The organism is Enterobacter cloacae complex sp. S3, assembly GCF_014930495.1.
In the GTDB taxonomy this organism is placed as follows: Bacteria; Pseudomonadota; Gammaproteobacteria; order Enterobacterales; family Enterobacteriaceae; genus Enterobacter; species Enterobacter asburiae_B.
On the sequence record NZ_JADBRD010000014.1, the window covers coordinates 110,425 to 131,766 of the forward strand.

14 protein-coding genes are annotated in these 21,342 nt (G+C 56.9%); 1 reads left to right on the forward strand and 13 read right to left on the reverse strand.

Annotation, left to right across the window (positions count from 1 at the left end; translation table 11 throughout):
• Positions 1-108: 108 nt before the first annotated feature.
• Complete coding sequence (gene amiC / locus IM317_RS07330; protein ID WP_033146437.1) at positions 109-1,362, reverse strand: N-acetylmuramoyl-L-alanine amidase AmiC; 1,254 nt, start codon at positions 1,360-1,362, stop codon at positions 109-111.
• 227 nt (positions 1,363-1,589) lie between these two features.
• Here amiC and argA point away from each other — a divergent pair, with 227 nt between their 5' ends.
• Positions 1,590-2,921 carry an amino-acid N-acetyltransferase gene (gene argA / locus IM317_RS07335; protein WP_023309037.1) on the forward strand — a complete coding sequence of 444 codons (1,332 nt, stop codon included), beginning with the start codon at positions 1,590-1,592 and terminating at the stop codon, positions 2,919-2,921.
• 54 nt (positions 2,922-2,975) lie between these two features.
• Here the strand turns inward: argA and recD are convergent, their stop codons facing one another.
• The 12 genes from recD to rppH form a co-directional block, all read right to left on the reverse strand.
• A complete protein-coding gene (gene recD, locus IM317_RS07340; protein WP_033146438.1) occupies positions 2,976-4,796 on the reverse strand; it encodes an exodeoxyribonuclease V subunit alpha in 1,821 nt (606 codons plus the stop codon).
• A complete protein-coding gene (gene recB, locus IM317_RS07345) occupies positions 4,793-8,335 on the reverse strand; it encodes an exodeoxyribonuclease V subunit beta (protein ID WP_033146439.1) in 3,543 nt (1,180 codons plus the stop codon). Before recB ends, recD begins: the two co-directional genes overlap by 4 nt.
• On the reverse strand, positions 8,332-11,199 hold the full coding sequence (gene ptrA, locus IM317_RS07350) for a pitrilysin (RefSeq protein ID WP_033146440.1): 2,868 nt from the start codon (positions 11,197-11,199) through the stop codon (positions 8,332-8,334). Before ptrA ends, recB begins: the two co-directional genes overlap by 4 nt.
• Positions 11,200-11,339: 140 nt before the next feature.
• A complete protein-coding gene (gene recC, locus IM317_RS07355) occupies positions 11,340-14,714 on the reverse strand; it encodes an exodeoxyribonuclease V subunit gamma (RefSeq protein WP_033146441.1) in 3,375 nt (1,124 codons plus the stop codon).
• A 12-nt stretch (positions 14,715-14,726) separates the two neighbouring features.
• Complete coding sequence (locus IM317_RS07360; RefSeq protein WP_023309042.1) at positions 14,727-15,050, reverse strand: prepilin-type N-terminal cleavage/methylation domain-containing protein; 324 nt, start codon at positions 15,048-15,050, stop codon at positions 14,727-14,729.
• On the reverse strand, positions 15,035-15,436 hold the full coding sequence (locus tag IM317_RS07365; protein WP_033146442.1) for a DUF2509 family protein: 402 nt from the start codon (positions 15,434-15,436) through the stop codon (positions 15,035-15,037). The genes IM317_RS07360 and IM317_RS07365 overlap by 16 nt, the downstream gene beginning before the upstream one ends.
• A complete protein-coding gene (locus tag IM317_RS07370; protein WP_033146443.1) occupies positions 15,433-15,993 on the reverse strand; it encodes a prepilin peptidase-dependent protein in 561 nt (186 codons plus the stop codon). Before IM317_RS07370 ends, IM317_RS07365 begins: the two co-directional genes overlap by 4 nt.
• Complete coding sequence (locus IM317_RS07375; RefSeq protein ID WP_033146582.1) at positions 15,984-16,448, reverse strand: prepilin peptidase-dependent protein; 465 nt, start codon at positions 16,446-16,448, stop codon at positions 15,984-15,986. The genes IM317_RS07370 and IM317_RS07375 overlap by 10 nt, the downstream gene beginning before the upstream one ends.
• A 184-nt stretch (positions 16,449-16,632) precedes the next feature.
• Positions 16,633-17,427 carry a thymidylate synthase gene (gene thyA, locus IM317_RS07380; RefSeq protein ID WP_014885081.1) on the reverse strand — a complete coding sequence of 265 codons (795 nt, stop codon included), beginning with the start codon at positions 17,425-17,427 and terminating at the stop codon, positions 16,633-16,635.
• Between the two features lie 6 nt (positions 17,428-17,433).
• Positions 17,434-18,309 (reverse strand): prolipoprotein diacylglyceryl transferase, encoded by an 876-nt coding sequence (gene lgt / locus IM317_RS07385; RefSeq protein ID WP_023309046.1) that lies wholly within the window; start codon positions 18,307-18,309, stop codon positions 17,434-17,436.
• 193 nt (positions 18,310-18,502) lie between these two features.
• On the reverse strand, positions 18,503-20,749 hold the full coding sequence (gene ptsP, locus IM317_RS07390; protein WP_023309047.1) for a phosphoenolpyruvate--protein phosphotransferase: 2,247 nt from the start codon (positions 20,747-20,749) through the stop codon (positions 18,503-18,505).
• 12 nt (positions 20,750-20,761) lie between these two features.
• Positions 20,762-21,292: an RNA pyrophosphohydrolase gene (gene rppH / locus IM317_RS07395; RefSeq protein ID WP_013098553.1), complete on the reverse strand. Its 531-nt coding sequence runs from the start codon at positions 21,290-21,292 to the stop codon at positions 20,762-20,764.
• Positions 21,293-21,342 lie beyond the last annotated feature (50 nt).

A 21,342-nucleotide genomic window follows, 5' to 3' on the forward strand; every position in this document is an offset into this window, starting at 1 on the left:
AAATCCGGCCCCCGCAACCAACACTTCTGAAAACAATAAACACCCTCAAGGGTGTTTTTTTGTATCTGTCGTTTGTGAATTTGCCGGGCGTTTACCCGGCTGAAAGCGTTATCCGCGTCGCGCCAGCGTCGCCCCGTCAGAGAAATACGCCCGTATCCCCGCCAGAATCGACTCCGCAACGTCCTGCTGGAATTTTGCCGTCTTGAGCTTACGCTCCTCTTCGACGTTACTGATAAAGGCGGTTTCGACCAGAATGGACGGGATATCCGGTGCCTTGAGTACCGCAAACCCGGCCTGTTCAACGCTGTTTTTATGCAGCTTATTGATGTTGCCCAGCTTGCCCAGCACCGCTTTACCAAACTTCAGGCTGTCGTTAATGGTCAGCGACTGCACCATATCGAACATAGTGTGGTCGACGTAGCGGTCGCCGCTTTTGCTCACGCCACCAATCAGGTCAGAGGCGTTCTGGCTGTCAGCCAGGAATCTTGCTGCGGTACTGGTCGCGCCTTTGGTTGAGAGCGCAAACACCGACGAGCCGCTTGGCTGGCGGCTGGTAAAGGCATCCGCATGGATCGACACGAACAAATCGGCGCGCTGCTTCTGCGCTTTCGCCACCCTGACCTTCAGCGGGATAAAGATATCTTCATTGCGCGTCATATAGGCGCGCATATTGCCTTCTTTATCAATCAACGCCTTCAGGCGGCGGGCAATTTGCAGCACCACGTCTTTTTCACGCGTGCGGTATTTCCCCACCGCGCCGGAGTCTTCGCCGCCGTGGCCGGGATCGAGCATGATCACAATCGGACGATCGCGCCCTGCTTTTCCGGGTTGCGGACCGCTTTGCGCAGGCGGCACCTGACGCTGAAGATCGCCCTTGTTGTAGTCCTCCAGCAGAGCGAGAAGCGGATCCTGGATATCCGTTGCGTTGGCCGGGTAGAGATCCATCACCAGACGCTCTTTAAAGGTCGCGACGGGCGCCAGGGCGAACAGCTGCGGCTTAACGTTCTGTTTAAGCTCAAACACCATGCGCACGGTTTGCGGATCAAACTGCCCGACGCGCGCCGATTTAATAAACGGATCGTCGCCGCGGATCTGCGCCGCCATCCCTTTCAGCACGGAGTTGAGGTTAACGCCTTCGAGATCCACCACCACGCGTTCAGGGTTGCTGAGGGCAAATTGCTTATATTTCAGCACGCGATTGGATTCAACCGTCACGCGCGTATAGGTCGACGACGGCCAGACGCGCACCGCCACCACCTGACTCGTGGCGGCAAGACCGACCTGACTGACGCTAAGCAACCACATTGCCCCGGCCCCTTTTAACAAACGGCGGCGGCTTATTGCTGAATTGGATCCCGACATGCTTCTCCCGAGCAAGAACACTGACTGATATACAAAATGTCCAAATTGACCGAAAACTTTAACGAATGACGCATAAACTGTCATCTATAAAAGGGTAAACAATCATACGCTAACGCACGGATTACTTACCAATTTCTGTGGGTCGCGGAAAATTTGCACTTGCACACGCGACCACAATCGAATAAAAATACAGAAATTACGAATAAACATTCATTAAGGGTTGTGCCATGGTGAAGGAACGTAGAACCGAACTGGTCCAGGGATTCCGCCATTCTGTTCCCTATATCAACGCCCATCGGGGAAAAACGTTTGTCATCATGCTTGGCGGCGAAGCCATTGAGCATGAAAATTTTTCCAGCATCGTCAATGACATTGGCCTGCTGCACAGCCTCGGGATCCGCCTGGTGGTGGTTTATGGCGCGCGTCCGCAGATCGACGCCAACCTGGCCGCTCACCACCACGAGCCGATTTACCATAAACATACCCGCGTCACCGATGCCAAAACCCTGGAGCTGGTGAAACAGGCGGCGGGTCTGCTGCAGCTGGATATTACCGCGCGTCTCTCCATGAGCCTGAACAATACGCCGCTGCAGGGCGCGCATATCAACGTCGTGAGCGGCAACTTTATCATTGCCCAGCCGCTCGGCGTGGACGATGGCGTGGATTACTGCCACAGCGGCCGTATCCGTCGTATTGATGAAGAAGCTATTCACCGCCAGCTGGACAGCGGTGCCATCGTGCTGATGGGCCCGGTCGCTGTTTCCGTGACCGGCGAAAGCTTTAACCTGACGTCCGAAGAGATCGCCACGCAGCTGGCGATCAAGCTGAAGGCGGAAAAAATGATTGGGTTCTGCTCCTCCCAGGGCGTCGTGGACGCTGAAGGAACAATCGTACCGGAACTCTTCCCGAATGAAGCCCAGGCTCGCGTGGAGGCGCTGGAAGCCGAAGGCGATTACCACTCCGGCACCGTCCGCTTCCTGCGTGGCGCCGTGAAGGCCTGCCGCAGCGGCGTGCGCCGCAGCCACCTGATTAGCTATCAGGAAGACGGGGCCCTGTTGCAGGAGCTGTTCTCCCGCGACGGTATTGGTACGCAGATTGTGATGGAGAGTGCGGAGCAGATCCGCCGCGCCACCATCAATGACATCGGCGGCATTCTGGAGCTGATCCGCCCGCTGGAACAGCAGGGCATTCTGGTACGCCGCTCACGCGAACAGCTGGAGATGGAGATCGACAAATTCACCATTATTCAGCGCGATAACCTGACCATTGCCTGCGCCGCGCTCTATCCGTTCCCGGAAGAGAAGATCGGTGAAATGGCCTGCGTGGCGGTGCATCCTGATTACCGTAGCTCTTCACGCGGCGAAATGCTGCTTGAACGCGTGGCGGCACAGGCGCGCCAGATGGGACTGAGCAAACTGTTCGTCCTGACGACGCGCAGCATTCACTGGTTCCAGGAGCGCGGATTCACGCCGGTGGATATCGATTCTCTGCCGGAAACGAAGAAAGAGATGTACAACTATCAGCGTCGTTCAAAAGTGCTGATGGCTGACCTGGGATAATACAACGCTTGCCGGGTCGCGCTGCGCGTACCCGGCCTGGATATCTGGCGTTGTTCAGAGTGACTCAAATATCGCGCCCAGCCCGCTTCGGCGTTCCGTTCGGGTGGCGATCGCCTGCACCAGCACCCGCTCATCGGTATAGAGCGAAAGACGCTGACGCGCGCGCGTAATGGCGGTATAGATCAGCTCGCGGGTAACGACGGGTGAAAGCTGCGTGGGCAGGATCAGCGCCGCATGGTTAAACTCGGAGCCCTGGGATTTATGCACCGTCATCGCCCAGGCGGTTTCATGCTCGGGCAAACGGCTGGGCTGGAAGGACTTCACGCTCCCGTCCGGCATCTGGAACCAGACGCGCAGGCCCTGACCACAATCGAGCGCAATCCCGATATCCCCGTTAAACAATCCCAGCGCGCTGTCGTTGCGGGAGATCATCACCGGTCGCCCTTCATACCAGCGCGAGTGCTGGGTAAGGTTAATTTTGCGTTTTTGCGCCAGCAGCTGTTCCAGCCTGTCGTTCAAACCCCGGACGCCAAAGGGGCCTTCCCTCAGCGCACAGAGCAGCTGGTATTCGCCAAACGCAGCAATGACCTGCTCCGGCGTACTTTGCTGTTGTACGCCCGTCAGAAAGTGCTGATACCCCTGCAGGGCGTCGTCCAGCATCGCCTGATACTCTTCCCCACTTTGCAGCGATTTTTTCTCAATATCCGTAAAGGTACCGTCAAATACCGCTGTGGTGGTGCGCCGGTCGCCCCGGTTCACCGCCGCCGCAAGCTGGCCGATGCCAGAGTCGCTGCCGAAACGGTAGCTTTTTTGCAGCAGACACAGGCTGTCGCGCAGCGCCCCTGCAAGCGAATGGTTTTCAGACGTGAGCGAACATCCGGTGAGACGGGCCAGCTCCTGCGCGCGTTCCGCGGTATATCCCAGGCTGGCATAGGTGCAGATATCCCCCAATACGGCTCCCGCCTCTACGGAGGCAAGCTGATCGCGATCGCCGAGGAAAATGACGCGCGCGTGCGGCGGTAGCGCATCGATCAAACGCGACATCATCGTCAGGTCAATCATCGACGCTTCATCCACGACCAGCACGTCAAGGTGCAGTGGGTTACCGGCATGATAGCGCAGACGCTGGCTACCCGGCTGTGCGCCAAGCAAACGGTGCAGCGTGCTCGCTTCATTGGGGAAAAGCGCAAGCTGCTCCCCGGTTAGCGGCAGTTTTTGCAGCGCGCCGCCTAACGACTCCGTGAGACGTGCCGCCGCTTTACCGGTGGGGGCCGCCAGGCGAATACGGCACTTTTTCTCACCCGATAGCTGAATCAGCGCGGCAAGCAGTTTTGCCACAGTGGTCGTTTTCCCGGTGCCCGGGCCGCCAGAAATCACCGAGATCCGTCGCGTTAAGGCCACGGCTGCCGCCACTTTTTGCCAGTCTGTCGCGTCGTCAGAGGTAAACAGCGTATCCAGCGTTTGCCGGAGCTGCGCTTCATCGCAGGGAAGCGGGGCGTTGGTCTCGCTGAAGAAGCGCGCTACCGTCAGTTCGTTACGCCACAGCCGGTTAAGATACAAACGCTCGCCGACAAGGATCATTGGCGTCCCGGTATCGGCTCCGCTCACGGCAGGCGAGCCGAGTAATATCTCCTGCCAGTCCACTGCGTCCCCCAGCAGCGCGAAACACGCCTGTAAAGCCGGAGGCATTTTCTCATCCACCGCCAGACGCGACAGCGGCAGACATACGTGCCCTTCCCCCGCGTCTTTACTCAGAATGGCCGCGGCCAGCATGACGGCAGGCTCCTCGCCTGCCACCATCATGGCGAACTGCACATCCAGGTGACGCAGTAACCGTTGTTCAACCGCGTCCAGCAGTAGCGCCTGCATCGTCATGCCACCTCCTTCGTGCTTGCAGCAAACAGATTATCCATTTTTTCAATCAGTTCCGCAGCCGGACGCGTACTAAAGACGCCGGAACGCGGGTCGTTACCATCCACTCCGCGCAGGAACAGGTAAATGACGCCGCCAAAATGATCTTCGTAGCGGTAATCGGCCATGCGATGGCGGAGGTAACGGTGCAGCGCAAGGGTGTAAAGCTGATACTGCAGATCGTAGCGATGCATTTGCATTGCCGATGCCATCGCGTCCTGGGTGTAGGCTTCGCTGCTTTCACCCAGCCAGTTCGATTTGTAATCCAGCAGGTAGTAGCGCCCTTCGTGGCGGAAAACCAGGTCGATAAAGCCTTTGAGCATCCCCTGCACCTGGCGGAAGTTCAGCGGCGGGCACCCGGCGGATAACGGATCGTACTCGCGGATCAGCGCATCAAGCGCCTCGGCCCTGAGCGGGCTGGCGATGGGGAGATAAAACTCCATCTCCACCTGCTTGTCTTTGGCGGTCAACTGGTTCAGCGAGATCCCCTGCGTCGTGAGCGGCGCGTGCAGTACCGCGCGGATCCAGTCGGTGAGAACCGGCTGCCACTGCGCGTCGTAGCCGCCACTCTGTAACATTTTCAGCACCCATTCTTCGGAAACCGGCTGGGTAAAATCCAGCTCTTCAAACAGGCTGTGCAAAAACGTGCCCGGCGAGGCGCCGCGCGGGAACTGGTGCGGCGTGAGCACCGGCTCAGCGGGTACGCTACCGGCTCCTGCGGCGTCCACGTCCAGTTTTGGCATCAGATCCTGCGCAATACTCTGCCCGTGCTGCTGTAAACCGGAGTAGCTGGTGACGCGCCAGTCGTCGGCAATGGTACGTACAACCTGGCGGGCATGGAGCGCTGACTCACGCAGCTCCGGCATCTGCCAGCGGCTGTTGTCGGGCTGCGACGGAATATGCAGGGCAACATGCTCCGTGCAAAGCGATTCGATGCACTGGCGCAGGCCCGCCGCGTCTTTGGGTTCGCCGTGCTGAATAAGCCGCCCCAGCGCGCTCAGATGAAAATCACTCTCCCCGCTCTTTTCGCCACGGCGACGGAACAGAGGCGCAACGCCCAGGCTGCAGTGCCAGACCGAACGGGTCAGCGCCACGTAAAGCAGGCGCAGGTCTTCCGCCAGACGCTCGGCTTCGGCCAGCTCAACGCTGGACTCCGCGTTGCTGAGATCGAGCACCGCCTCAAAAGACTCGCGATCGTGGTAAAAGGCCTGATCCTGCACGCGATAATTGGCGATAAACGGCAGCCAGACCAGCGGATATTCCAGGCCTTTCGACTTGTGAATGGTGACGATCTGCACCAGATGTTTATCACTCTCTAGTCGCATCTGCTGGCTGGACGAATTACTGTTCGGATCGGCAATCTGCTGCGCCAGCCAGCGTACCAGAGCGTGTTCGCTCTCCAGCTGCGTACCGGCTTCCTGCAGCAGTTCGCTGATATGTAAAATATCGGTCAAACGGCGCTCGCCGCCTGCTGTCGCCAGCATATTCTCCGCAATGTGGCGCTGCGCCATGAGCTCGCGCACCATCGCCATGACTCCACGCTTCTGCCATTTTTCGCGGTAGCGAACAAACTCTTCTACGACAGAATCCCACGCGGCTTCGTCATTGTTCAGCGCATCAATATCCCGCGCGTTCAGCCCGAGCATCGCGCTCGCTAATGCGCTACGCAGCGTGCTTTCCCGCTCCGGAGCCAGCACGGCCTGCAGCAGCCATAGCATCTCCTGCGCTTCCAGCGTTTCAAAGACGCTATCGCGGTTCGAGAGATAGACGGAGGGAATATTCAGTAACGTCAGAGCGTCGCGGATGAGCGCGGCCTCCTGACGGCTGCGCACCAGCACCGTGATATCGGATGCCTTTACCGGGGTTGGTTTATCCCCCTTCCACAGCAGCGCTTTACCGTGCGCGCCCGCACTGAGCCAGTCGCGGATTTGTGCGGCACTGTGCTGGGCCATGGCATTTTGATAGTCGGCAACGCCGCAGCCTTCCCCGTCCAGTAGCCAGAAGTTCATGGCAGGCTGCGTCTCGCCGTTGAACTCGAAGCGCAACGAGGCATTTTTCTCGGCGAACTTTACCGACTGAAACGGGATCTCCCGGAACATAAACGCCGTATCCATGCGGCTGAAGAGCGCGTTGACGCTTTCCACCATGCCGGGAGAGGAGCGCCAGTTAGTATCAAGCGTGTAGTGCGCGTCAACTTCGCTACGGGCTTTCATGTAGGTGAAAATATCCGCACCGCGGAAGGCATAAATGGCCTGTTTCGGATCGCCGATTAACAACAGAGCGGTGCCGGGCTGCTGGCGCCAGATACGGCGGAAAATGCGGTATTGCTGAGGGTCGGTATCCTGAAATTCGTCAATCATCGCCACCGGGAACCGTGTGCGGATCGCGGCGGCAAGCGCTTCGCCATTTTCACTGCACAGCGCCGCATCGAGGCGGCTCAGCATATCGTCAAACCCCAGTTCACCCCGGCGGCGTTTCTCACGCGCGACGGCGTCGCGAATTTCCGTCATGGCGCGGGTAATCATCAGATCGTTGAGCGTTAAGGGCTCAGCCAGCAGGGTTTCAATCGCCACAAACAGAGGATGCTCAGGCACAATGCCGTCGGCTTTGGTCCGCTCAGCCAGGAAACGTTGGGAGAATTTCTCCAGCGCATCCGGGAGCTGGTAGCCTCGCGTCTCCTCCTGCGCCCAGGCGCTGATCTTGTCGATCCATTTCCCCTGATTGCCACGGTTAAACTTGCGTCGATCAATCCCGGAATTTTCGATGATTGCGTCAATCTCGCCAACGGACTCAATCCATTTTTGCTTGATATCGGCAATTCTCGCGATGATTTTTTCATGGCGTGAGGCCAGGGTTTCATCCGCAGGCGGCGGGGATTTGATGACCGGTGCTTCACCCTGCAGATAACGATCGATAGCGCGCAGCAGCGCCTCCGGGCCCTTCCACAGCGCATGTACCGCTTCGGCGATATCGCGCTGTAACGGGTAGCAGTGGCGACGCCAGAAATCCGCGCAGGCCTGATAGCGAAGCACGGATTCATCTTCAATAAGCTGCTGTTCAAACAGCATGCCGGATTCAAACGCATTCAGGCTCAGCATACGCTGGCAAAAACCATGAATGGTGAAGACGGACGCTTCATCCATCTGCCGTTCAGCGAGCAATAGCCACTGGGCTGCCTGTTGCTTATCGGCAATTTCTTCCAGAAGGCTCGCGTAGAGAGGGTTATCCGTGCTCTGACGCAGACAGGCGATGCGCAGCTCGTGGATATTGCTGCGAATACGGCCCCGCAGCTCAGCGGTGGCAGCCTCGGTGAAGGTCACCACCAGCAGTTCCTCCACGCTCAAAGGACGTGGAAAAGCGGCGTTGCCGCCAAGCCCCAGCAGCAGACGCAGGTACAGAGCGGCAATGGTGAAGGTTTTTCCCGTTCCCGCTGAGGCTTCAATCAATCGTTCACCCTGCAGAGGTAAACGTAAGGGATCAAGGGACTCAGCGGTATCGGTCATTCTTTCTTACTCCAGGGCATAGATTGCTGCAGCGCGCTGACGCTCTTCCAGACTTTCCAGCCTTTCGGGTTCACGTATTCCGTTTTCCCGTTCTGGCTACCGGAAACCTGAGACAGGATAGTGATTCCCTGCGGCTTAATGACCGCCTGATGGAAGAAGTCTGCAACCTTCTGCGGCGTCAGCTGTTTTATCTCGGCCACTACTTTATCACGCGAATCAAATTTCAGATTACCGCGATCGAAATCTTTGCTCAGCTGCGAGGCTTCTTCACCCAGCGTCTGCGGCGGCTGCATCACCTGTGCGATGACGGCCTGCTGGATCTGCGCAAACTCTTCCGGCTTCATGGCGCGCAGTTTCGCTTCCACCTGCGGGAAGAAGGCCTGGTAACGCTTCCAGAGATACGCCGGCTGTTTATCGCTGCTTTGCAGCAGGAAACCCAGCCCCCACTGTCGGCCTACGTTCATGGAGAAGGCAAACACAGCGTAGCCAAGCTGCTCCTCTGTGCGTAACTGGTTGTAGAACCACGGCTGAATAATTTGCCCCAGAACGGCACTCTGCGCTGAGCTGGCGAATTCATCGTAGCCCGTTGGCACAAATACCGCGGCCAGCGCGGAATCCGTGCTGTTACCCGCCTTTTCAAAAATCACATTCTGTTTTTTCTCAACCAGCACGTCCTGGTTGCGGCACCACTCGTCGCCTTTCGAACCGAGCTGAGTGCGTACATTCTCTGCCAGGGTTTTGGCCTGATCCTCACTCATGTTGCCGACGATCAGGAACTCCGGACGCGTGTTGGTTTTCAGCGCATCACGGTAAACCAGCACGTCTTTTAAGGTGATCGAAGGCAACAGCGCGCGGCGATCCTCTCGCTGGAAATAAGGAACTTGCGACAGCATTTGCGCCGGCATAAGCGCCATATCGTAAGCTTTGCCCTTCTCCGCAGAATCCATCATCTGCGCATACCACGATTTAGCCTGTTCAAGCTGCTCTTCCGTCGGCGTATAGCTGAAATAGCCCTCCAGCAGTGCCTGGAACAGCTGAGGCAAACTCTGGGTATAGCCGTTTGCATTGAGCATCAAACCGTTGTTGGCGTTGGTGGAGAAGCTGATCCCGCCCACGGCCGCCTGGTTGCTGAGCTGATCGAGCGCAATCCCGGCGAGATAGTCATTGAGCGCGAACATCACTTGATTTTTAGCGCTGTTCATCGCTTTCGGGTTACGCAGCACCACGCTGACATCGGCCTTTGGCTCGCTTGCGAAGTAGCGGCTGGGGGTGTAAACCACGCGCAGCGTCGGTTCATCAACGATGAGCGCCGGGTGCGGGTAATCTTTAGTCGTTTTGGTCAGCGAGAAGTCATCCGGAATATAGGGGTTCAGCTCCGGCAGCTTCAACGCAATCTCCCCGGCCTTCTTCTGCCAGTCGGCGAAGGTCTGCGCGCTGATTTTGTCCACCTGATAAGGAGCATCGACAAAATACGCCGTCTTGTTATGCGGTTCGTTCGGGCTGATGTACCAGATGCGGGCATTCTCCGGCGTCATCATCGCCAGGCGGGCCTTTACCGCCCCGGCATTATACTGGTCGGCAATATTCACCGCATCGAGGGTGTGCTCCACCGGCACGCGGATCATGGTATCCGCCAGCCACTCAACGTAATCCATGTCGCGGGTAATGGACGGGTAACGGAAATCGAGATCCAGCACGTGGGCGAGTTCATCAAAGTAGCGCTTATCGACGCCTTTCTCACGCAGTAAAGAGAGGTAGCTGAAGATCGCCGCCACCACTTCGTCACGGTTTGCCAGCCCTTTATCGGTCAGGGTGGCGGAGATCGCCAGCACGCCGCTATTGCCGTTCACAACCGGATCGGAGTCGGCGCGAATACCTTCCACCAGCCCCTGTTTTTGCAGCCAGTCAGAAAGCGTACCCGGACTACGGTTACCTATCAGGTAGGTCACCAGCTCATCGGTTTTACTGCGAAACTGTGCGGTGTTGTTATCGATGCGGAATTCCACGCGCAGCACTTTGCGCGGCAGCGCAGGCACGTAGTGGATCACTATGCCCTTTTGCGCATCCGTGACCACCGGTACGTCTATCTGCGGCAGGTCGATATTTTTATTCGGCACCCGGCCAAACGTTTTAGCCGCCATGCCTGCCAGTTCTGGCAACGGTTTATTGCTGTAGATGACCGCTTTCATCAGGTTGGCGGAGTAGTATTTATCGCGAAACGCGTGCAGGGCATCAAGCACCGGGCTGTTCGGTTTGTCGCTTAACGTCTCAATGTTACCGCCGGAGAAGCGCGAACCCGGGTGCGCAGGGTTGATGGTTTCGGCGCTGACCTGGGCCATGCGCATACCGTCTCGCGTGCGGGCAAGGGTCAACTCAGCATTGACGGCATTGCGTTCACGGTCGGCATATTTTTTATCCAGCAGGGGGGCGGCGATGGAATCAGCAAGGCGATCGACCGCGCCTTCCAGCGCATCATTTTCGACTTCAAGATAAAAGGCCGTGCGGTACGGTGCCGTACTGGCATTGTGGCTCCCGCCATGCATTTTCAAAAATTCGGACAGGCTATCCGGCTGCGGGTATTTTTTTGACCCCATCAGCGTCATATGTTCCAGATAGTGTGCAAGCCCAGGATGCGCGTCAGGATCTTCCAGCGATCCAACCGGCACCACTAATGCCGAGAGGGACTTCACCGCCTGCGGATCCGAAACCAGCAGTACGGTCATGCCGTTATCAAGACGAATAGCCTGATATTGACGGGTATCTTTTTCGCTTTTACGAATAGTTTCCTGAACGGGTTGCCAACCGGAGTCTGCCTGAGTGACAGGTACCCAGAGGGCGAAAAACAAAACAAACGCTTTAAACAAGGTGCTACCTCTTTATCACGGCTACATCATTAATACATTGCGTGCTGGACACGCCAACATCTCTTTATTGGGTACATCAGTCCGTGATAAGAAGTGCATCATAATTGAACACCCCATGCTGCGCAATTTTTATACAGCGCTCAAGACTGATTAAATTTAAACAACGGCAGCAGGTAGCGCTGCGCCTCTTCCGTGATGGCCTCAAAGTACTCTGGCTCAAGCGTTCGCCATAAGCGCTGATACCAGACATCTTCACCTTCGCCCCGCACCATCATGTTTCCTTCGTAGGCCTGCATAAATTTACTGCGCGCTTTCTGCAGTGACGCCTCATCCGTTAACATCGCATCATTCTGTGCGTCATAACAGGCTTTTATCCAGGCCCCGCCACTTTCCGGCAGTACCAGGAGCGGTTTGTTCATTCCCTGACGGTAGCCCTCAATGTACAAAGACAGATACCGTAACGCCTGCTCAGACTCCATCGGCGGGAAGCGCCATTCGCCCTCTTTGCGCACGAAAATCCGACTTTCACCTTTATGACCATCCGCACTGTAGACAAGATGTTCCAGCCAGAGTTGCAAACCCTGTGAAACGCTCAGCATAGAAGGCCGCCAGCGCAGCAGCCCGTCCGGCTGAACCTGGGTTAACCAGCCCGTAAGCTGTACGCCATTGCAGTTGAGATCGATTTCAATGCTTTTCCCTGGCTGTCGGCACGCTCTTACGCGCTCTGCCAGGGCGGTCATCTCCTGACACTGCGCCTCCCAGACAATTTCCCCGAATGCCCCATAGGGCAGCTGTCCTGCAGCACGGTAGCGGCGGTAAAGTTTGTCCGCATCTTCCTCTTCAACCAGCGCATTCAACAGCTGCAGGTTTAACTGGTAGCGCTCCAGCCCTTCCAGCGTAAAGGGCTCTGCATCAGGAATTTCACTCTCTTCAGAACGGAAGTTGACCTGCAATCGCTGCTGGAAGAAGGCGCGCACCGGATGCGCCCAAAACCGCTGAAGCTGTTCGAAGGTCAGGGTGTCGACAGGGCGCGGGTCAAGCTCCTGAATGAAATCGGTATGCGCACTCCCCTCCTTTTTCGCCGCCGGTAGCCACTCCTGCGCATAGCTCTGGCGCTCGCTGGGCGTGTAGTTCACCGGGTCAAACGGCATGCGGCTGTGGAAACAGGTGATATGGGCTTTCACCCTCATCTCGCTTTCATCGCAGTTGCGCTCTTCATCCCCCGTCAGATAGTGACTCTGGCCGATATAGTCCACCAGCTCCTGCACCAGAACGGAGGGAAAACGCTCGCTGTTGTCCTGAATGGAACGGCCGATATAGCTGATATAGAGCTTACTCTGGGCGGAAATGAGCGCCTCAAGGAAGAGGTAGCGGTCATCATCGCGGCGGCTACGGTCGCCCCGCTTTGGATCTGCGCTCATCAAATCGAACCCCAGCGGCGCCAGCGCGCGCGGATAAACGCCGTCGTTCATGCCAAGCAGACAGACCACTTTAAACGGGATAGAACGCATTGGCATCAGGGTGCAGATATTGATGGGGCCTGCCAGGAAACGCTGGCTGATTCGCTCCTGGTCAAGCCGCTGCGTTAGCTCATCCCTCAACAGCGACAGTGGGATTGCCTCCTGATAATGGGAATTCACGCCTTCATCGACGATCGCCTGCCACTGCGTTTCAATCAGTGCCATTGCCGCTTCGGTGTCACTGTCTGGCAGGAAGAAATCATTAAGCAATGCCCTGCAAACCGGGAGCCACGCTTCAAGCGGACGCGGCTGCATCAGCTCGTGTCGCCAGCGGTTAAGCTGCATCAGGAGTGATGCTAAATGCCCCACCAGTTCAGCAATTAACCCGCTGGACTCATCGTAAGGCAGCACCTCATTCCACTCGCCCTGGCTGCTCTCCATGGCGTAGCCCAGCAGCATACGCGTCAGGCCAAAACGCCACGTGTGCTGCCCGGTTGGAGGAAGTTCGAACTCCTGAACGTTATCGTCATCGATCCCCCAGCGTACGCCAGATTCATTCACCCACTGGCGAAGGTAGCGCAGCCCCTCTTCATTGATGTTGAAGCGTGCAGCCAGCACGGGAACATCCAGTAACGCCAGGACATCTTCGGAGATAAAGCGGCTATCCGGCAGTGAAAGCAGAGTGATAAAGGCCTGCAATGCTGGATGCGACTGACGGGCACGACGGTCAGAGATAGCGTAAGGCAGATATCGCTCGCCCGTCGCACTGCCAAAAACGGCCTGAATGAAGGGACTGTAGCTGTCGATATCCGCCACCATCACCACGATATCGCGCGGGGTGAGTTCGGGATCGTCCTGCAGCATCGCCAGCAGCTGGTCGTGAAGCACTTCGACCTCACGCTGAGGGCTATGGCAAACATGGATCGTGACGCTGCGATCGTCAGCATCCAGCTTCCGCTTGCTGTCGCTGCGTTCGAACTCGTTCGCCGTCACGCCCATCACGGCACGGTTTTCCAGATCGAGGATATCCAGCTGAATATGATGCAGCAGGCTATCCGGGGTAATATCGACAAAGGCATCTACGTCGCCTTCACCTGATGAGGTGATGTCTGAAAGCATGTGAATGTAGTCACGCCCCAGCTTCCCCCACGAGGCAAGCAGTGGATTGGGCAGGTTCTGGATGCCGTCTTCATCAAAAAGCTGCCCGGCAGTCGAGCCATCTTTAAACAGCGGGACGGAACGTTCTTCAAAAAGGCGCTTTCGTTGGCGAGTCACCAGCCGCGCAAGCCAACGTTCGTCGAGGATATCCCCCCAATACTGTCGGCAAGGGTTGGTGAACAAAATATGAATATCAATATGTTTACCCAGCGCGTTCAACGCCTTCAGATAAACAGGCGGTAATGCGGATATCCCGCAGATAAAAACGCGTGACGGCAGTCGGCCCGGGCGCTCCGACGCATTCTCGAGTATGGAGATAAACCGATCGTACAGGTTGGCACGGTGCCACTGAGGCTGCCCAAGTTTCTCCGTATGCTCTACCAGTGCTTTCCACAGCGGTGCCTGCCATATTTGCGCCTCCGGTAGCCCTTCAACCAACTCGCCCGCTTCCCAACGAATTAACCAGTCAGAACGGTAAACAAGGTATTGGTCGTAGAGATCGGCGGTGCGCGACGCCAGCTGGAACAGCTTGCGCTTATCGGTATCGTCATTGAGGTAGTGGCGCAGCATGGCGAATTCATCGTGCTGCAGCATTTCCGGCAGCAGGGCCATGAGCTTCCAGCTCATGCCTTGCTTGTTGAAGGCGCTCTGCTCCGGGATGTCCGGCAACACGCGCACAAACATCTCCCAGATAAAGCTCGCGGGCAGCGGGAAATCAATATTTGCGGCTATGCCAAATTTACGGGAAAGCGACATTTGCAGCCACTGTGCCATACCGGTGCTCTGCACCAGCACCATTTCAGGCTCAAAAGGATCGTCAAGCCGCTCGCGCTCAACGATAAATTCCATCAGCGCTTCCAGCACATCCAGACGATTTGAGTGGTAGACCCTTAACATAGACGCTCCCGACTACTGGCTAACCGGGCAATGCAGGCGCGTTATCTCACCGCGCCGCCCCAGAGGAGAAATAAGTGTGACCGTGATGCTGACACATCCTGCGTGCGTTGTCTGCCCCCGACTGGCCTGCCAGCCAGCCGGGAGAACATTTGTTGAGAGCTGAGACTGATTCCAGGCATGATGCCAGAGCTGTCGATACTGGTTAAACAGGGTAAACCGAGCCGCCAGCGCCCGATGATAACCGGACAAAGCCGTCACGACGATCACCAGCAGCATCATCGCCAGCAGTACCTCAACCATGCTAAACCCTTTTTCTCTGTTCACGGCAGCTGGCATAACGCGCTCTCCTTAAGGGGACAAAAATCACTCCAGCCGTGAGGCGAAAAGCGAACGTTCCCGTCGACAATCTCTCCTGAGCGCCAGAGCAGCAGGTCGCTGTCTCCGGCAATCAGCAGCACACGCGCCCCACTCAGCTGGCGCAAACACGCTCGCCACGCAGGAGTCTTCTTGCACTGAACCTGTGGCTCTGACGACCAGCTCTGAACCCGTCCCCACTCAAGCGCGGACTGCACCGCCGCCTGCTGCTGAAGCGAGCTTTTCTCCCCGCCAACGAGCGCGCTAAAGGTTGTGAGCTGCTGATTGAGACCCGTGAGGATAAGGGTACCGAGCACCAGTAAAAGCAGAACCAGCGCCAGCGAAGACATTCCGCGTTGACGATTCACAGGTTGTACCCCGTGACCGTATACAACGCCTGCCAGGGCTCCCCCTGCTCGCCTTTACGAATCGCCGCCAGTTCGATATTCACCTCGGGCGCAAAACCGGCATGTTCCACTGTCCTCACCACAAAATGCGCGATAGTAAGCCTGTCCGGGTCCGTGAGCTTTTCCCATCCTTTTCCTTCACACGACGTCGCCCCCCGCTGGGTTTCCAGCGCGCCAGACTCCAGACGAAAACCGGTGCTGTCATTTTCTGATGCGCTGTTATCCCAGCTGCCGTTACTGTTGGCATCCCACCGCACAATGACGCAACTTCCTTGCCTGGCTGTCACCAGCGCCTGTCCCTGACAGTTTCCCGCGCAGTATCCCGCACGCTGGAGCTGTTTGCCCAGGGCGAACAGATGGTGCCAGACTTCTTCCTCCAGTTGTCTCTGGCCGGATTGCGCTAAGACCGCCCGCTGCAAGCCGGGTAAAAAACGCGATGCGCTTATCAGCAGGAGGCTGCTAATCGCCGTGGCAATCAGAACTTCGGTCAGTGAGAAACCTCGCTGCTTCATCGACATGAACCTCCCGCAGAGACCTTACACATCCTGATGCGTCCTCCATTTGAGACAATAATCAGCCATTCTCCTGCGCGGCTTTGAACGCGTATCCGCCCAGCCCAAGCCGTATCCTTTAATCCATAGAACGCGAGCGACGGCGTTACCTCGCCGATCGCGACCTCAGGCCAGAGCGGAATCAGCACAAAGGGATTGCCCTTCTCACAGCCTTGCGCGGCAGAGCTCAGCAGACAATCCATGCCTCCTACCCGCTGATGGGTAATTTGATGGTCGCGGTTGTAGCGGTTGGCATGATTGCGTAGAAACAGCAGGTAATCTCGTACCTGACTGGCGGTTTGCCACAGCCGCTGCTGCCGCTGCCAGCTGTCCCAGCCGTACAGACCCGAGGCGCTGAGGATAACGACAAGCGAAATCGCGACCAGCGTTTCGATAAGCGTAAAACCGTTCTCTTTTTTCATATCGGGAGTGTGGCGAAGCGCGGTGAACATGACGAGCGACGGATCCTCGTTTTACGAGGCGTTATCCGGAGAATCAGGAGTGTTGCAGCGCGTTGCACGCTTTCTGGATAGCGCTTCGGGAAACGGGATAAAGGCGAAAAAAAACCGGCGCTAAAGAGCACCGGTTGTGTCACGCTTTATCGCATCAGATAGCGACGGGCGCTTTGATGCCCGGATGCGGGTCATAGCCCTCAATCTCGAAATCATCAAAGCGATAGTCGAAGATTGATGCCGGTTTGCGTTTGATAATCAGCTTCGGCAGCGCACGCGGTTCGCGGGTCAGCTGGAGATGCGTCTGTTCCATATGGTTGCTGTAAAGATGGGTGTCCCCACCGGTCCAGACAAAATCACCCACTTCCAGGTCGCACTGCTGCGCCATCATGTGGACTAACAGCGCATAGCTGGCAATGTTAAACGGCAGGCCGAGGAACACGTCACAGGAGCGCTGATAGAGCTGGCAGGATAGCTTGCCGTCAGCGACATAGAACTGGAAGAACGCGTGGCACGGTGCCAGCGCCATTTTATCCAGCTCGCCGACGTTCCAGGCGGAAACGATGATTCGGCGCGAGTCCGGATCGTTTTTCAGCTGGTTCATCACGGTGGTGATCTGGTCAATATGGCGGCCATCAGGCGTTGGCCAGGCGCGCCACTGCTTGCCGTAAACCGGGCCCAGGTTGCCATTTTCATCTGCCCATTCGTCCCAGATTGAGACGTTATTTTCGTGCAGATACGCAACGTTGGTATCGCCTTGCAGGAACCAGAGCAGTTCATGAATGATCGAGCGCAGATGGCAGCGCTTTGTCGTCACCAGTGGGAAGCCTTCTTGCAGGTTGAAGCGCATCTGGTGGCCAAAAATAGAGAGCGTACCGGTGCCGGTGCGGTCGTTTTTCGGCGTGCCCTCGTCGAGCACTTTTTTCATCAATTCAAGATACTGTTTCATGGTTCCTCAGGAAATTTGTTGCTGTGGACGACGACGATACGCCCAAATCATCATAATGGCACCCGCGACAATCATCGGAATGGAGAGGATCTGCCCCATGCTGATGTACTGTACCCACTCGCCGGTAAACTGTGCGTCTGGCTGACGGAAGAACTCGACGATAATACGGAATGCGCCGTAGCCAATCAGGAACAGGCCGGAGACAGCGCCCATCGGACGCGGTTTGCGGATAAACAGGTTGAGGATGATAAACAGCACAACGCCTTCCAGCGCCAGCTCGTACAGCTGAGACATATGGCGCGGCAGAACGCCGTAGGTATCGAAAATGGACTGCCACTCCGGGTGTGATGGCAGCAGCGCGATATCTTCTGCGCGGGAGCCCGGGAAGAGCATCGTGTACGGCACGCTCGGGTCGACGCGACCCCACAGCTCACCGTTGATAAAGTTACCCAGACGGCCAGCGCCGAGACCAAACGGGATCAGCGGTGCGATAAAATCTGAAACCTGGAAGAAGTTGCGTTTGGTGCGTTTGGCAAAAATCACCATCACCAGGATCACCCCAATCAGGCCGCCGTGGAAGGACATGCCGCCGTCCCACACGCGGAACAGATAGAGCGGATCGTTCAGGAATACCGGGAAGTTATAGAACAGCACGTACCCAATGCGGCCACCGAGGAACACGCCGAGGAAGCCCGCATAGAGCAGGTTTTCAACTTCGTTTTTCGTCCAGCCGCTGCCCGGACGACTGGCGCGACGGCCAGCGAGCCACATGGCAAAAATGAAGCCCACCAGGTACATCAGACCGTACCAGTGAAGCGAAACAGGTCCTACTGAGAAAATGACCGGATCAAATTCCGGAAAATGCAGATAACCACTGTTCATCTGTCACCACAAGATGTTGTTATTCCGCTGAAAGTGGACAGCGGTAGAAATGCGATTCTGCCGTAAGCAGAGGCTCCAAAGTTGCGAATCATAGCACAAGGCGGGCGCGGAGGATGCGCCAGAGATGTAAAAGATGTGTATAGGGTTTTATGCGCGCTGGAGCCCTCCCCCGGAGGGAGAGGCAGAAAGATGATTAGCGGCCGCCGCGGATCAGGCCGCCCATACCGCGCCGTTCCATAAACGCCGCGACCTGATGACGAACCTCAGCGGCCAACTGCGCATCAAGGCTGCGTTCAGCCAGCTCGCGGGCATCGTTGATGTCGATATGCCGCAGCAGGTACTTCACGCGGGCGACAGCGCGACCGTTCATCGACAGATGGCGGTATCCCAGACCAATCAGGATCGCAACGCACATTGAATCCCCGGCCATTTCACCGCACAGTCGTAAATCAATGCCGTACTGTTCCGCTTCACGGGCAATCATCGCTAACGCGCGAATGATCGCCGGATGCAGGCTGTCGTAGATACTGGCGACGCGGGTATTGTTACGGTCGACGGCCAGAATATATTGCGTCAGGTCGTTCGTGCCGACAGAGATAAAATCAACACGGTTTGCCAGCTGCGGCAGCATAAAGACCATAGACGGCACTTCAAGCATCACCCCGATCCGCGGTTTCGGGATCGCATAGCCGATCATCTCTTCCACTTCACGGCCTGCACGTTCGATCAGTCGCCTGGACTCGTCGATCTCATCAATGCTGGTGACCATCGGGAGTAAGATGCTGAGATTGCCCGTCGCCGCGTTGGCGCGCAGCATCGCACGCACCTGGATCAGGAAGATCTCCGGCTGATCGAGCGTAATGCGGATCCCACGCCAGCCCAGGCACGGGTTTTCTTCGCTGATCGGCATATAGGGCAGCTGTTTATCCGCGCCGACATCGAGGGTTCGCAGGGTGACAGGTTTGTCGTTAAACATCTGCAGCATCCCCTGATATTGCGCCACCTGCTCCTCTTCGGAGGGGAAACCGCTCTGCAGCATGAACGGGATTTCAGTACGGTACAGGCCAATACCGTCGATGCGGCTGCCAAGCTTTTCTTCATGCTCAGGGCTTAAACCGGCGTTGAGCATGACTTTGATCCGCTCACCGCTCTTAAGCTGTGCGGGCAGGTTAACGTCATCCTCCGCCAGCTTGCTTAATTCATTCTCTTCGCTGATAAGGCGCTGGTATTCCTGGAGCAGAACCGGCTCAGGATCGACCAGCAGCTCACCGCGATAGCCGTCCACTACCAGCGTACGGCGGTGCAGTACCGACGGCTGGATATCCGCTCCCATAACGGTTGGGATACCCAGCGCGCGCACCATAATGGCGGCATGCGAGTTGGCGGCGCCATCGCGCACCACCACACCGGCCAGCCTGTCCTGGGGCAGTTCAGCCAGCGTAGTTGCCGAGAGTTCATCGGCGACCAGCACAAACCGTTTTGGCCAGGCATTCGGCCCCTGAATGGTGTCATCAAGATGGAACAGCAGACGCTGTCCCAGGGCGCGGAGATCGCCAGCCCGTTCTTTCAGGTAACCGTCAGTCAATGCCGCAAATTGGTCGGCAAATTTTTCGATGACCTTCTTAACCGCCCACTCTGCGACCGAGCCTTTATCTACTTCCGCAAACAGCTCACGACGCAGACGCGCGTCGGAGAGCAGGTGCGAATAGAGGTCGAAGATGGCCGCCGTCTCTTTCTGTGCGCCTGCGGCAAAGCGCTTGCTGTAACGACGAAATTCATTCGCCGCCTCTTCCAGCGCGGCGGTAAGACGCTCTCGCTCAAGCGCTTCATCAAGCGTTGAGGCTTCGTAAACCTGCTCCATCAGCGGCAGCGTGGCGTCCATCCAGCCTTCCGCAATCGCTACGCCTGGTGATGCCGGAAGGGCACGAATGCGCGTATGGCGATATTGACCAAAGAGCGCGGCAAGCTGGGACTGGGAGAGGATCGCCGCCATCTGCGTGGCCAGCGTGACGAGGAAAGACTCTTCGCTTTCATCGTACTGACGTAGCTCGCGCTGCTGGACGACCAGCACGCCGAGCAGCTGACGACGCTGGATAATCGGCACGCCAAGAAAAGCGCGGAAGCGCTCTTCTTTTACGGAAGGGATGTATTTAAAGCTGGGGTGTTTTTGCGCGTCAGCAAGGTTGATGGGTTCAGCCAGCCGCCCAACCAGGCCCACGATACCTTCATCAAATGCGAGCGTGACGGTGCGTCCACGTGGTTTTTTCAAACCACGGGTCGCCATCAGGTAATAGCAGCGCCGATCGTGGTCGGCCAGATACACCGAACAGACCTCGGTCTCCATCGCAAGACAGATGTCAGTGACCAGAATATTCAGCGCCTCGTTCAGACGCGGAGCACTGGCCACCTTCTCGACTATTTCTCGCAAGCGGGTGAGCATGATTTGCGTAGCTTAACCTCTTTTACGTCGCCAGGCAGGTGCGCTCTGCGGCTTAGGCGGGATCTCCTGAAGCTGCATTACCACACTTGCAAACTCTTTCATCACCCTACGGTAAACATCGCGTTTAAATGACACGACCTGACGAACAGGATACCAATAGCTCACCCAGCGCCAGCCATCGAACTCCGGCGTACTGCTGGTTTGCATATTGATGTCTGAATCGTTGCCCACCAACTGCAACAGAAACCACTTCTGTTTCTGGCCGATACAAACCGGCTTTGTGTCCCAACGCACCAAACGTTTCGGTAACTTGTAACGCAACCAGTTGCGGGTCGAAGCCAGGATGCGAACATCTTTTCGGCTTAAACCGACCTCTTCAAAAAGCTCCCGGTACATCGCTTGTTCTGGGGACTCTCCCGGATTGATCCCGCCTTGCGGGAACTGCCAGGAGTGCTGACCATATCGCCGGGCCCACATTACCTGGCCCTGACGATTACAAATTACTATTCCTACGTTCGGGCGGTAGCCATCGTCATCAATCACCGGACTACCCCAAACTAAACCTTATATATGAATGATTGTTTCACACTACA

What these genes read in the sequence shown, in the direction of transcription:
- amiC (WP_033146437.1), bottom strand. Translation starts at nt 1,362, where the DNA reads ATGTCGGGATCCAATTCAGCAATAAGCCGCCGCCGTTTGTTAAAAGGG.
- argA (WP_023309037.1), top strand. Translation starts at nt 1,590, where the DNA reads ATGGTGAAGGAACGTAGAACCGAACTGGTCCAGGGATTCCGCCATTCT.
- recD (WP_033146438.1), bottom strand. Translation starts at nt 4,796, where the DNA reads ATGACGATGCAGGCGCTACTGCTGGACGCGGTTGAACAACGGTTACTG.
- recB (WP_033146439.1), bottom strand. Translation starts at nt 8,335, where the DNA reads ATGACCGATACCGCTGAGTCCCTTGATCCCTTACGTTTACCTCTGCAG.
- recC (WP_033146441.1), bottom strand. Translation starts at nt 14,714, where the DNA reads ATGTTAAGGGTCTACCACTCAAATCGTCTGGATGTGCTGGAAGCGCTG.
- IM317_RS07360 (WP_023309042.1), bottom strand. Translation starts at nt 15,050, where the DNA reads ATGCCAGCTGCCGTGAACAGAGAAAAAGGGTTTAGCATGGTTGAGGTA.
- IM317_RS07370 (WP_033146443.1), bottom strand. Translation starts at nt 15,993, where the DNA reads ATGTCGATGAAGCAGCGAGGTTTCTCACTGACCGAAGTTCTGATTGCC.
- IM317_RS07375 (WP_033146582.1), bottom strand. Translation starts at nt 16,448, where the DNA reads ATGAAAAAAGAGAACGGTTTTACGCTTATCGAAACGCTGGTCGCGATT.
- thyA (WP_014885081.1), bottom strand. Translation starts at nt 17,427, where the DNA reads ATGAAACAGTATCTTGAATTGATGAAAAAAGTGCTCGACGAGGGCACG.
- lgt (WP_023309046.1), bottom strand. Translation starts at nt 18,309, where the DNA reads ATGAACAGTGGTTATCTGCATTTTCCGGAATTTGATCCGGTCATTTTC.
- ptsP (WP_023309047.1), bottom strand. Translation starts at nt 20,749, where the DNA reads ATGCTCACCCGCTTGCGAGAAATAGTCGAGAAGGTGGCCAGTGCTCCG.